8 protein-coding genes and 2 pseudogenes are annotated in these 13,326 nt (G+C 55.1%); 2 read left to right on the plus strand and 8 right to left on the minus strand.

Features of this window, described 5'->3' with window-relative positions:
* From SO058_RS02100 to SO058_RS02135, 8 genes and pseudogenes are all read right to left on the minus strand, one after another.
* Positions 1-1,756 (minus strand): annotated as a pseudogene (locus SO058_RS02100) (hypothetical protein); the annotation flags it as partial.
* Positions 1,757-1,953: 197 nt separating this feature from the next.
* A complete protein-coding gene (gene argF / locus SO058_RS02105) occupies positions 1,954-2,862 on the minus strand; it encodes an ornithine carbamoyltransferase (protein ID WP_320841348.1) in 909 nt (302 codons plus the stop codon).
* The gene (locus SO058_RS02110; protein WP_320841349.1) at positions 2,863-4,041 is read right to left on the minus strand and encodes an aspartate aminotransferase family protein; all 1,179 of its coding nucleotides are present in this window, start codon (positions 4,039-4,041) and stop codon (positions 2,863-2,865) included.
* Positions 4,042-4,058: 17 nt separating this feature from the next.
* The gene (argB, locus tag SO058_RS02115) at positions 4,059-4,940 is read right to left on the minus strand and encodes an acetylglutamate kinase (RefSeq protein WP_320841350.1); all 882 of its coding nucleotides are present in this window, start codon (positions 4,938-4,940) and stop codon (positions 4,059-4,061) included.
* On the minus strand, positions 4,937-6,145 hold the full coding sequence (gene argJ, locus SO058_RS02120) for a bifunctional glutamate N-acetyltransferase/amino-acid acetyltransferase ArgJ (RefSeq protein ID WP_320841351.1): 1,209 nt from the start codon (positions 6,143-6,145) through the stop codon (positions 4,937-4,939). The genes argB and argJ overlap by 4 nt, the downstream gene beginning before the upstream one ends.
* Before the next feature lie 11 nt (positions 6,146-6,156).
* Positions 6,157-7,077, minus strand: coding sequence for an N-acetyl-gamma-glutamyl-phosphate reductase (gene argC / locus SO058_RS02125; protein WP_320841352.1), 921 nt, complete (start codon positions 7,075-7,077; stop codon positions 6,157-6,159).
* Complete coding sequence (argH, locus tag SO058_RS02130; RefSeq protein ID WP_320841353.1) at positions 7,067-8,461, minus strand: argininosuccinate lyase; 1,395 nt, start codon at positions 8,459-8,461, stop codon at positions 7,067-7,069. The genes argC and argH overlap by 11 nt, the downstream gene beginning before the upstream one ends.
* 63 nt (positions 8,462-8,524) lie before the next feature.
* A complete protein-coding gene (locus SO058_RS02135) occupies positions 8,525-9,778 on the minus strand; it encodes an argininosuccinate synthase (RefSeq protein WP_320841354.1) in 1,254 nt (417 codons plus the stop codon).
* A gap of 232 nt (positions 9,779-10,010) precedes the next feature.
* On the opposite strand from SO058_RS02135, the gene SO058_RS02140 reads away from it, so the two are divergent.
* Positions 10,011-11,453 (plus strand): nicotinate phosphoribosyltransferase, encoded by a 1,443-nt coding sequence (locus tag SO058_RS02140; RefSeq protein ID WP_320841355.1) that lies wholly within the window; start codon positions 10,011-10,013, stop codon positions 11,451-11,453.
* A 206-nt stretch (positions 11,454-11,659) separates the two neighbouring features.
* Positions 11,660-13,326: pseudogene (locus tag SO058_RS02145) on the plus strand (hypothetical protein); the annotation flags it as partial.

The raw sequence follows: 13,326 nt of genomic DNA on the forward strand, positions 1-13,326 counted from the left end.
CAAAGAAGTAATCCCACCGGAAAGAGCAGTGGCTCCCACCGCAAGGCTTTATGGGGAGAAAGAGTGAATCCGGTGGGTTTAAAACGCAGGAAACCGGGAAGCCGTGACACGGATTGGCACAGGAAAGCGTGAGGGAACGGAAAAGGCCAAGCAGGCGGAAAAGCCAGAGCTGGCAAGGGGAAAAGGGAGTCCCGTGCTCCCACCTTTGTGCACACGGTGGGGAGATAAAAGCGGGCCGGCCCGCCGGACGAAAGCCGCCCCCCGCCGCATGCCTGCGGCTTTCCTTCCGGCTTCCTCCAAAGGGCTTTCTGCTGTCGTAGTAAGTCTCGCTAGTTCCGATGTTCAATGGGTTGCTGGTAATATCATGGTCTATGCCGATTTTAAGCGTACCGTTGCTGGTTTCCGTGTAGCCCGCGCCAGAGCCAATGCCCAAGATTTGGGCAGGCGCAATATTGCGAGCCACCCCTTGTCCGGACAAATATGAGACCAGACCTGCTGTATCCTCACGGTAGGCAGATGTATCTGTGATTCCTTTTGCACGGATATCATCCAGTGAGAAGCCTAACTGCGCATAGATCGGACTTGCTTTGGTCTGAACGCTGTCTACTATGTAGCTTTGGCCGTCTGCCTCGGTCATGTAGGAACCGTTGTAGGCGTGAACATTGCCGAGATGGGTATGGAGAATTACATTTCCGCCCGAACCAGATGCGCCACCATTTCCAGCAATATATGCGTTGCTTTCCGAATTACCCTGTGCCCATGCACCACCACCACCGCCAATAGCTCCTGCCGCATCTTGAGATGAATCATGTGCTGTGTGCATTCCATATTCTTCCGCTGCGGCAAAATAGCCACCGCCACCGCCAGAAAATACTCCCCCTTGATAATAGTTTTTCCCCGAATAACCATTAGCTGTGGCTACAGCAGTTACCAGCTCATTGTTTGATCCAGAGAAACCGCCTATTCCAGTGCCGGCATTCCCGCCGCCGCCTCCACCGCCGCCGCCGCCAATGCCAGCTGCGGGATAGCCTCCAGCACCTGCTGATCCGTTTTTAACAGAAATTCCTGATGAGCCGCCACCGCCGCCAAAGGCATAAAGTTTAATTTTTGCATTGATTATAATATTTCCGGCAGGCATACCATCGTTGCCATTGGTGATATTTCCGCCGTACGTTTCTGACCTTCCGCCAGCCCCTCCGTTGCCACCAATTGCAGCGCCGGCACCGCCGCCGCCTCCACTTCCAGAGTTTGTGTTATCCACATAACCTCCGTTTCCTGCATCGCCACCATATGTATATAAAATCCCATTTCCGGATATTAGCAATGATGCACCCTCGATAACATTAATCCCTGCATATCCCCCAGCACCGCCAGCCGCAATATCACGTGAGGCATTCGCACCATTACCTGCCGATTGCCCTATGGTAGTTAACTGTCCGTCAATTACAAGATAGAGGGTTGTGCCTGCAGCAAGAGTAAAAGGAGAACCCCCACTACCTATATTATTTATAGTGGCAACTATTCCTTTGGGGACTGTGACCGTCGCTGTCCCGCTGGATAGAGTAAACCCAACGCCTGTTCGCGAGGTGGACAGCACATAATTTCCGCCATCGACCAGTATGCCGTTGGCGGGCATAGTGTCCGTCTCAACTGCTCCGGCTTTTGTTGGAAATATAGGCAATAACCCCACCACCATCGCCACCGTCAGTAGCCACGCCATGCCCCTTTCCGTAAACTTTTTATGCATTTTTCTCATTACCATTCGCCCCTTTAAAAGCGTTTTATTGCTTCAGTAATTAGCCTTTTAGGCAGGCCGTGAAGTAATTAATTTCGCGCTGCGGGTTAGGCAGATTGACAATTGTAAAATATGGAATATTTTAAATTTTAGATGTTCCATAACAAAAAAATCTCTTTCATGATTATCATGAAAGAGATTTTTAACAATTTAAATCTTTACTTATCGCCCATCAGTGTAACCATAACAGCCTTTTGCGCATGCAGCCGGTTTTCCGCCTCCTCAAAAATTTCCGATGCATGAGCTTCAAATACTTTTGTTGTAATTTCCTGTTCACGGTAGGCCGGCAGACAGTGCTGCACCATGCAACCTGGTTTTGCAGCTGCCAGCAGCTCATCGTTGACTTGATAACCCTGAAACGCATTTACGCGCGCTTCCTTTTCCGCTTCCTGTCCCATCGAAGCCCAAGTGTCGGTGATGACCACGTCCGCATTTTCAGCAGCTTTCATAGGGTCATCGGTGAGGAAGAAATCAGGGTTTGCTTCGGCGAAAGCCAGCACGTCCGGATGCGGCCGATAACTTTCAGGCGTTGCAATCGACACTTTCATGCCGGTTTTCAGGCCGCCGACGATCAATGAGTTTGCCATGTTGTTACCGTCTCCGATATAGCACATCTTAAGGCCCTCGAGCACCGCGAATTTCTCGCGGATCGTCATTAGGTCGGCCAGCACCTGGCAGGGATGACAGAAATCCGTCAGACCATTGATTACCGGGATCGTACCATAACCGGCCAGATTTTCCACCTCTTCCTGCGCATAGGTGCGGATCATAATGCCGTCCAGATAGCGGGAAAGCACGCGCGCGGTGTCTTGAACAGGCTCACCGCGGCCGATCTGCAGATCGCGGTTCGAGAGAAACAGCGCCTGCCCGCCGAGCTGGTACATACCGGTCTCAAAAGAGACGCGCGTGCGGGTGGAAGACTTCTGGAAGATCATGCCGAGACTTTTGCCCTCCAGATGACGGTGTGAAATATTGTGCTTTTTTTCATATTTGAGCTGATCGGCCAGATCGAGCAGCGAGACGATCTCCTCGGTCGAGCAGTCGAGCAGCTTGAGTAAATGCTTCATTTAAAACACCTCTTTCATAATGGTGAGCGCCTCTTCCATTTCCGCCTTACTGATCGTCAGCGGCGGCAGCAGGCGAACCGCGTTTTTCCCCGCCGTGATAGCGAGCACGCCTTTTTCTATCAGTTTGTTGGCCAACTCCGTATGTTTGCCCTCGTCGACGATGATACCAAGCATGAGCCCTAAACCGCGCACGCCGTGGATATTGTGCGAACCAATGGCCAGAATTTGCTCTTTGAGATATTGGCCTTTCTCGCGCACCTCCGCAAGGAACGCTTCATCCGCGACGATATCAAGCACGGCGTTTGCCGCGGCGCAAACCATCGGCGTACCGCCGAAAGTCGTCGCGTGCGTACCGGGGGTCAGCACATCGCAGCAGGACTGCGCGGCCAAAACCGCGCCGATTGGCGCACCGCCGCCAAGCCCCTTGGCCATCGATACCACGTCGGGCTGAATGCCGTACTGCTGAAAACAGAACAGGCTGCCGGTTCGGCCGATGCCGGTCTGCACCTCGTCGATCAGCAGCAGCAGGTCGTTTTCGCGGCACAGAGCTTCGACCGCCTGTACGAATTCCCTATCGAGCGGCAGCACGCCGCCCTCGCCTTGTATCAGTTCCATCATGACCGCGCAGGTCATGTCATCCAGCTTGGCTTTCAGGCTGTCGAGATCGTTCGCAGCGGCATAATCAAAGCCTTCGGTTAAGGGGAAAAAGTAATTATGGAATTTATCCTGTCCGGTCGCGTTCAGCGTGGTGATCGTGCGCCCGTGGAAAGAATTGACAAGCGTAATGATCTTATGCCGGCCCGCGCCGTATTTATCAAACGAATATTTGCGGGCGAGCTTTATCATGCCTTCGTTGGCTTCGGCGCCCGAGTTGGCGAAAAACACCTTGCCCATGCCCGTGTGCGTTACCAGCTTTTTGGCGACTTGGATCATGGGTTCGGTCGTAAACAGGTTGGACACGTGCATCAGCTTATGCGCCTGCTCGGTAATGGCAGAAATCAGCGTTTCATTGTCATATCCCAAGCAGTTGACGCCAATGCCAGACGCAAGATCGATATATTTTTTGCCCTCGACATCCCAAACGGTAGCGCCCTTGCCATGGTCGAGCGCGATGGGAAACCGACCGTAGGTGTTCATGACATACTGTGTTTCCTCGGCCTTTAATTCTTGATAGGTCACTTTTCTTCTCTTCTTTCTTACTGGAACATCGTGCCGACGCCGACCTTGGACAACAATTCAATAAGGATCGAGTGCTTCACGCGGCCGTCCTGGATATTGGCGGCGCCGACGCCCTTGCGCACGGCCTCCACGCAGCAGTCCACCTTAGGGATCATACCACCTTTTATCACGCCGTCCCGCACCAGCTTGGGCACCTCGGATACTTTCAGAAACGGCAGAAGCGTCGAGTCGTCCTCGGGGTCGAGCATCAGGCCGCGCACGTCTGTCAGCAATATCAGCTTTTTCGCTTTGAGCGCGACCGCCAGCTTGGAGGCCGCCGTGTCCGCGTTGATGTTGTAGTTTGTTTCGTCATCGATTCCCTGTGCGACCGTCGAGACCACCGGAATATACCCCTTTTCGAGCACATCGATCACCGGCGACGGATCGACATCGACGATTTCTCCCACATAGCCGTAGTCAGTGCCGATGCGGTCGGTCAGGCGCTTGGCCTGAAACAGTCCGCCGTCCATACCGCCCAGCCCGATGCCGCGTCCGCCTGCCTTTTCAAGCAGCGTCACCAGATCTTTGTTGACCTTGCCGCACAGCACCATCTGCACAATGTCCATCGTCTCGCGGTCGGTATAGCGTAGGCCGCCCACAAATTTTGATTCCTTGCCGATCTTTTGCAGCATTTCATTGATCTCGGGTCCGCCGCCATGCACGACGACGACCTTGACCCCGACTAAGCTGAGCAGCACGAGATCGTGGATGACCGCGTCCTTGAGCTCCTCGTTGATCATCGCGTTGCCGCCGTATTTGACGACCACGGTCTGCCCATAGTACATCTGGATGTGCGGCAGCGCTTCGACCAGTATCTTGGCTTTCAGTTCCGCGTCCAGGTTGAATTGTTCGTCCATCATGTCCGGTAATCTCCGTTGATCTTCACATAGTCGTAGGTTAGGTCACAGCCCCATGCGGTCGCGCTGTCCACGCCCTCATTGAGGTCGACCAGGATGGCGACCTCGCTTTCCGACAGCACGGTTTTTGCGGCCTGTTCGTCAAAGGGAAGCCCCGCGCCCTTTTCGCATACGGTCACGCTGCCCGCATCGGAGGAAAAGGTGACGGTCACATACTCGGGGCGGAACGGCGCTTTGGAATAGCCCATTGCACACAGCACGCGTCCCCAGTTGGCGTCCGCGCCGAACATGGCCGCCTTGACCAGGTTGGAGCCGACGACTGCCTTGGCCAGCCGCTCCGCGGCTTCCTCGGTGCGCGCGCCCTGCACCGTGCAGGTGACTAGCTTGGTCGCGCCCTCGCCGTCCGCCGCAATTTGGCGGGCAAGCCGGGTGTTCACTTCGCCGAGCGCCTTGCAGAACGCCTGATACTCCTCGTCCTGCCATTCGATCAGCTCGTTGCCCGCTTTGCCGTTCGCCAGTACGACGCACATGTCGTTGGTCGAGGTGTCTCCGTCGACCGTGACACGGTTATACGTCTTTTTGACGTTTTCCTGCAGCGCGTCCAGCAGCATTTCATGCGTAATAGCGCAGTCAGTCGTCAGGAACGAGAGCATGGTGCCCATGTTGGGGTGGATCATGCCGCTGCCTTTGCAGATGCCGCCGATGCGGCAGACCTTGCCGCCGACGGTGAATTCGACCGCCGCGGTCTTGGGCTTGGTATCAGTCGTCATGATCGCGTGGTTTGCCTTTTCCGAGCCATCGTTCGACAGCTCGATCTCTTTCAGGTGTGTTTCGATGCATTCGACCGGCAGGCGCTGGCCGATTACGCCGGTCGATGCGACGACCAGGTCACCCTCGTCCACCTGAAGCACACCTGCCGCGGCTTTCGCCATGCGGCGGGCGTTTTCCATGCCGTCCGGCGCGCAGGCGTTCGCGTTGCCCGCGTTGGCAACGATGCCGCGTGCCACACCATTTTCAAGGTGCTCCATTGTCACATACAGCGGCGCGGCCTTAACGCGGTTCATCGTATACACTGCGGCGGCCGTGCATTCACAGTCGCTTAAAATGATGGCGGTATCGTCCTCCGCGCGGCTTTCCTTGATGCCGCAGCGCATGCCGCCTGCCTGAAAGCCCTTGGCGGCGCATACACCGCCTGATATGATTTTCATAGGAACACTCCTTATTTGTGAAGCCCGGTCGTTTCGTCCAGACCGAGCATGATATTCATATTCTGCACTGCCGCGCCGGAGGCGCCCTTGCCGAGGTTGTCGAACAGCGCCGTGACGATGGCCTGCTCCGCATGGCCGCTGACGATCAGGCGCAGGCTGTCGTGTCCGGCAAGGGTATCGGCATAAATCACCGGTTCATCGCCGCCGAGTGGCGCAACCGTGACCAGGTTTTGCCCCTCATAGTGCTTTGCAAGCGTTTCGTGCACGCGCTCCGCGTCAAATCCCGGCAGCATGACGGTGGTCGCCATGCCCTTATAGAAATCGCCTAAAATAGGGACAAACACCGGGTCATGCGTCAGCCCGCACACATGCCGCATTTCGGGCAGGTGCTTATGATTCAGATTCAAGCCGTAGATCCGGTGGCTGTCGTGGCGCGGGTCCCGGTTTTCGTCCTCATATTCCGCGATTAGCTTTTTGCCGCCGCCCGAATACCCGGTCAGCGACGAGCAGGTGAACGCGAAATCCACCGGCGCCACATCGTTCGCGACCAGCGGATAGACCGATGCGATAAAACCGCTCGCATGGCACCCCGGGTTGGCCACCCGTCCCGATGCCGCGATCGCCGTCCGGTGCGCTTTGGACAACTCGGCAAATCCGTAATCCCAGCCGTCCGCCGTGCGGTGCGCGGTTGACGCGTCGATGACGCGGGTCTTTCCGTTTTCAATCAGCGATACGGCTTCTTTGGCCGCCGCGTCCGGCAGGCAGAGGAACACGATATCGGCGGCGTTCAGAAATTTGCGCCGCTCGTCCGGATCCTTGCGTTTGTCCTCGCTGATGAGCAGCAGATCGATGTCGTCCCGCTCGCCGAGGCGCTCATATATTTGAAGGCCGGTCGTACCTTCCTTGCCGTCTATGTATACCTTAGGCTTCATCGTTTGCCACCTGCTCGATGAATTTTGCGATCTTGTCGATCTGACGCGTGACCTCCTGCGGCGCGGGACCGCCGATCGCCTTGCGTTCACCGACACAGGTGCGCAGGTCGAGCGCGTCATATACGTCGTCGCCAAATTTGTTTGAGATCGCGGCGAAATCCTTGAGCGTAAGCGTTTCAAGCGTCTCGTCGGCGCGGATACACTGGTTGACCAAACGGCCGACCGTCTTGTACGCATCCCGGAACGGCATGCCTTTCTTGGTCAGGTAGTCGGCGCAGTCAGTCGCGTTGATAAAGCCGCCGGACGCCGCTTTCCGCATATTGTCGCGCCGCAGCGTCATAGTCGAGAACATGGGCGTAAAGACCTCAAGGCATTGCTTGACGGTATCAACCGCGCCGAACACGGCCTCCTTGTCCTCCTGCATATCCTTGTTGTACGCCAGCGGCAGGCCCTTGAGCATGGTCAGCATCGTGGTCAGGCTACCATACACACGTCCAGTCTTACCGCGGATCAGCTCGCATACGTCCGGGTTCTTCTTCTGCGGCATGATGGACGACCCGGTCGAATACGCGTCGTCCAGCTCAACGAACTTGAACTCCCATGAGCACCACGAGATGATCTCCTCGGAAAGCCTCGACAGGTGCATCATCAGGATGGACAGCGCCGAAAGCAACTCGACGCAGTAGTCACGGTCGGATACGCCGTCGAGCGAATTGTCGGTCAGCCGGGAAAAACCGAGCTGCGCGCGGACGAAATCGCGGTCGATCGGGTAGGTGGTCGATGCCAGTGCGCCCGAGCCGAGCGGCATCTCGTCCATACGCTCAAGGCAGTCCTGCAAACGGCTCACATCGCGCTTGAGCATGTTGGCGTAAGCCATCATATAATGCGCAAAGGTGGTTGGCTGCGCGCGCTGCAAATGCGTATAGCCCGGCATGACCGCATCGAGGTTTTCCCGGCTCTTTTTCACGAGCGCTTTCATAAAGCCGAGCAGCAGGCCGATGATCTCGCGGATCTCCTTGCGGCAATAAAGCCGCATATCGAGCGCGACCTGGTCGTTGCGCGATCGGCCGGTGTGCAGGCGCTTGCCGGTGTCGCCGATGCGCTCGGTCAGAAGCTGCTCGATATTCATGTGGATATCTTCATAATCGAGCGAAAATTCGACCTTGCCCTCTTCGATGTCTTCCAATATCTGTTTGAGGCCCTCGACGATCTTGTCGGCCTCGTGCTGCTCGATGATGCCCTGCTTGCCCAGCATGGCCGCGTGCGCCATCGACCCCTCGATGTCTTCCTTATACATGCGGCAGTCGAACAGGATGGACGAGTTAAAGTCGTTTACCACCAGGTCGGTCTCTTTTTGAAAGCGTCCTGCCCAAAGTTTAGCCATAATTCTGTTACTCCTCTGAAAAAGCGTGCGGGCGCGCCTTGACGGTGCGCCCTGACGCGTATCTTACTTATCTACCGACGGGAAATGCTTTCCGGTCTTTTCGTGCAGCATCTGGTCGTTCAGCGCACGCACCTTGAGCGGCAGGCCGAACAGGTTGATGAAGCCCGCGGAATCGGCCTGGTCGTAGCAGTCGTCCTCGTTGAACGTCGCCATGTCCTCGGAATATAGGCTGTATGGAGAGGTGACCGAGGCGGGAATGATATTGCCCTTGTAGAGCTTGAGTTTCACGTCGCCAGTGACCGTCTCCTGTGTTGAATCGACAAAAGCGGAAAGCGCCTTGCGCAGCGGGGTGTACCACTGGCCGTTGTAGACCAGTTCGCCGAATTTGAGGGCGACCTGCTGCTTGTAATGCGCGGTCTCCTTGTCGAGCGTGATCTCCTCCAGCTTCTGATGCGCCGCGTACAGCACCGCGCCGCCCGGGGTCTCATACACGCCGCGGCTCTTCATTCCTACCAAACGGTTTTCCACGATATCCAGAATACCGACGCCGTTTTCACCGCCCAGCCGGTTCAGCGTCTCAATGATCTTGACCGAATCCATCGTTTCGCCATTCACACTGGTCGGCACGCCCTTTTCAAAGTGGATGTCGACATAGGCCGGCTTGTCGGGCGCCATTTCGGGCGATACGCCGAGTTCCAGGAAACCGGGCCGGTTGATCGGCGCTTCATTGGACGGCAGCTCCAGATCGAGCCCCTCATGGCTGAGATGCCACAGGTTCTTATCCTTGGAATAATTGGTCTCCTTGTTGATCTTCAGCGGGATATTGTGCGCCTCGGCGTAGGCGATCTCTTTTTCGCGGCTGTTAAGCTCCCAGAACCGCCACGGCGCGATGATATCCATCTGCGGCGCAAAGGCATGGATGGCCAGTTCAAAACGCACCTGGTCGTTGCCCTTGCCTGTGCAGCCGTGGCAGATCGCGTCCGCGCCTTCCTGCAAAGCAATCTCTACAATGCGCTTGGCGATGATCGGGCGCGCGAACGATGTGCCAAGCAAATACTGTTCGTATGTAGCGCCGGCTTTCATGGTCGGGATAATATAGTCGTCGACAAATTCTTTGGTCAGATCCTCAATGTATAGCTTGGACGCGCCCGTTTTGAGGGCTTTTTCTTCCAGTCCATCGAGTTCGGTACCCTGACCGACGTTGCCCGAAACCGCGACAACCTCGCATCCGTAATGCTCCTTGAGCCACGGGATGAGCACTGAGGTATCCAGCCCGCCTGAATATGCTAAAACGACCTTGTTATATTTCTTTTCCATGCCAAATCCTCCGATATACACAATTTTCATGACCTTTGTATTATACCGCTGTTTCTCACGTTTGGCAACAAGAATTTATAATTATTTTATATTATGCATATTTATTCAACACGTGCAAATGATGTGTGCAAAGAAACTCTTGCACTTTATCAGGAAAAGGGCTAAAATGGCTATATTATGGTGTGTTAAGATAGATACACAGAGCGAATAAAAAAGCAGGGGGACTGCTGCTATGACCGAAAAAAACCTGACGATGCTCACTGATTTTTATGAATTCACCATGGCGCACGGCTATTTTGAAAAGGGGATGGCCGACCGCCGGGCGTACTTCGATATGTTTTTCCGCCGCGTGCCAGATGGCGGCGGCTATGCCATCATGGCGGGCGTGCAGCAGCTCATCGAATATTTTGAAAACCTGCATTTTACCGACGACGACATCGCCTATCTTCGCGGTAGGGGCTGTTTTTCCGAGGCGTTCCTCGATTATCTTAGGCGCTTCCGGTTTGAATGCGATGTCTGGGCTGTTCCCGAAGGCACACCGGTTTTCCCGGGCGAACCGCTCGTAACAGTCGCCGGTCCGATGATCCAAGCGCAGTTTGTGGAAACCATGGTGTTGCTGACGATTAACCACCAGACGCTGATCGCCACCAAAGCCAGCCGTATCACACGCGCCGCGCAGGGGCGGGTGGTGCTGGAGTTCGGCTCCCGCCGCGCGCAGGGTTACGACGGCGCGATCTACGGCGCGCGCGCGGCCTATATCGGCGGCTGCCAAGGCACAGCTTGCGTGCTGGCCGACCGGGATTACCGTATTCCCGCGGGCGGCACAATGGCCCATTCGTGGGTGCAGATGTTTGACAGTGAATACGAAGCCTTCAAGGCCTATGCCGATATTTACCCAGATAACTGCGTTTTCCTGGTCGATACTTACAACGTGCTCAAATCCGGCGTGCCCAATGCGCTGCGCGTTGCGCGGGAAATGGTCGCGGAAACGGGCGTTCGCCCCAAGGGTATCCGTTTGGATTCGGGCGATATCGCGTATTTGTCGATCGAGGCGCGCCGGATGCTTGACGAAGCCGGCTTCCCGGACATGCAGATCATGGCCTCCAATTCGCTGGATGAATATCTTGTGCGCGATTTGATCACGCAAGGTGCGCGCATTGATTCCTTTGGCATCGGCGAGCGCCTTATCACCTCGAAATCCGAACCTGTTTTTGGCGGTGTGTATAAACTGGCTGCCGTTGAAGACATCAATGGCCACATTGTACCGAAAATCAAGGTTTCTGAGAACGTCGAAAAGATAACTACGCCACATTTTAAGCAGGTTTACCGTCTGTTTGACAATCAAACGGGCAAGGCATTGGGTGATGTCATCACGATCCATGATGAAGTTATCGATTCTTCCAAGCCCTATACGTTGTTCCACCCGATCCATACGTGGAAGCAGAAGGTTGTTACCGATTATACGGTGCGTCCGCTCCGCGTTAAGCTGTTCGATCGGGGTCAGTGCGTTTACCAATGTCCGGATATTGAATCCATGCGCAATTACTGCGCCGACGAGGTTGACACCCTATGGGAGCAGATTAAGCGGTTTGAAAACCCGCAAACGTATTTTGTAGATTTGTCTAAAAAACTGTGGACTGTTAAGAACGAGCTGCTGGAGAACTGTCGTATTTAAAGTGTTTTTTTCAGAGGCCTTTCACTCATTTAGAGTGAAAGGCCTCTTTGTTTATGTAAAAAATGTAATTGTCAATTTACCTAACCCGCAGCGCGAAATTAATTACTTCACGGCCTGCCTAAAAGGCCAATTACTGAAGCAATAAAACGCTTTTAAAGGGGCGAATGGTAATGAGGAAAATGCATAAAAAGTTTGGGGAAAGGGGCATGGCGTGGCTGCTGACGGCAGCGATGGTGGTGGGACTGTTGCCATCATTTACACCTGATGCGAAAGCGGCAGAAATAATACCGCTACCGCTCCAAAGTGCAACGCTCACTCCGGGCCAAACATACGAGCTTGCTACCGGCAATGCAACTGGTGTATCGTTCACCATTCCGGCTGGTGAACCGGTCACAATCTATGTGAACGGTGGCACAACAATTGATAACACAAATCATGGTGGATCACCAATTACTATCGCAGCAGGAGGCACACTAAATTTAATTGTGAGCGCTGAGTTAGTTGTAAAAGGACAACACGCAACATCTGGTGAAAATGGAACCTTGGCTATTGGTGGCAACGGCGGAAATGGTGGCTACGCAGGTATTGCCGTCATCTCAGGAGCAACATTAAATGCGTCAGGCGGTGGTCAGATCAAAGCATACGGTGGTAATGCAGGAAATGGTGGTGCAGGCGGATATGGAGATCCAGGTCAGTATGATGGTAGTGGTGCGGGTGCTGGCGGCGGAGCGGGTGCTGGTATCGGTGGAAATGGCGGTGGTGGCGGCGCTGGCGGCGCTGGTGGACATGAAGCGACTGTTCCCGGCCATAGCGGCGGCGGCGGTATATCTGGTTTGGGGGCGCAAAATGGAAGCGGGAATATTAATGAAGCATCAAGTCTACGAGTAGGATTGCGTGGCTATGGCGGTGGACGGGGCGGGAACGCAGGGACCGTGTCATTATTGCTTACCGTCAATGCCTATGGCGGCCTTGGGGGACAATATGGCGGTGGCCATCAAGGATCTGGAACAGGATATAATGCCGGTGGTGGCGGTGGGGCCGGTTATCCAGCAGCAGCAATAGGCGGTGGCGGCGCTGGTGGAGGTGGAGGCGGTGGCTCATGGAATGCTGGTGGTGGTGGCGGCGGTTATATCGGTGGTATTGGAGGTAGCCAAGATGGCCCCACAGCAATTGCTGCGGGGCAAAACGCCGCAGGTGCAGACGGTCTATCACCTGCTGGCTCCGCCGGGGGATATGGTGGCTATGGATATAATGATACCTCAATAAATGGAGCTATGGGCGGCGGTGCTGGTGGCTCTGGTAACGGTAATGATAGTGGTGGTGGTACTACTTCCGGTGCCAATGGTATCCAAGGTGTCATACATGGTGGCGGCGGTGCTGGTGGCTCTGGTGGAAACGGTGGCGTAATTACTTTAATGTATGGTATAAATTACACATTGCTAAACGGTGGATCCCTTCCGTTCAAGCGCTCGAACACTGGAACTAATGGCGGCGCTGGATTTCCAGATGGCTCGACAGGAACAACGACGTATATAGATAATAGCCATGACCTTTCCAACAGTGCCCTGAACATCGGAAATAGCGAGACTTACTACGACAGCAGAAAGCCCTTTGGAGGAAGCCGGAAGGAAAGCCGCAGGCATGCGGCGAGGGACGGTTTTCGTCCTGCGGGCCAGCCCGCTTTTATCTCCCCGCCGTGTGCCCAAAGGTGGGAACCCGGGACTCCCTTTTCCCCTTGCCAGCTCTGGCTTGAAAGCCTTCCCAGCATCCCCTTTGCCCTCACGCTTTCCTGTGCCAATCCGTGTCACGGCTTCCCGGTTTCCTGCGTTTTAAACCCACCGGATTCACCTTTTCTCCCCATAAAGCCTTGCGG

It is taken from the genome of Agathobaculum sp. (assembly GCF_034098985.1).
In the GTDB taxonomy this organism is placed as follows: domain Bacteria; phylum Bacillota; class Clostridia; order Oscillospirales; family Butyricicoccaceae; genus Agathobaculum.

Bases quoted from the DNA above. Each gene is read 5' to 3' on its own strand.
- argJ (WP_320841351.1), bottom strand. From the start codon at position 6,145: ATGAAAATCATATCAGGCGGTGTATGCGCCGCCAAGGGCTTTCAGGCA.
- argH (WP_320841353.1), bottom strand. From the start codon at position 8,461: ATGGCTAAACTTTGGGCAGGACGCTTTCAAAAAGAGACCGACCTGGTG.
- SO058_RS02135 (WP_320841354.1), bottom strand. From the start codon at position 9,778: ATGGAAAAGAAATATAACAAGGTCGTTTTAGCATATTCAGGCGGGCTG.
- argC (WP_320841352.1), bottom strand. From the start codon at position 7,077: ATGAAGCCTAAGGTATACATAGACGGCAAGGAAGGTACGACCGGCCTT.
- argF (WP_320841348.1), bottom strand. From the start codon at position 2,862: ATGAAGCATTTACTCAAGCTGCTCGACTGCTCGACCGAGGAGATCGTC.
- argB (WP_320841350.1), bottom strand. From the start codon at position 4,940: ATGATGGACGAACAATTCAACCTGGACGCGGAACTGAAAGCCAAGATA.
- SO058_RS02140 (WP_320841355.1), top strand. From the start codon at position 10,011: ATGACCGAAAAAAACCTGACGATGCTCACTGATTTTTATGAATTCACC.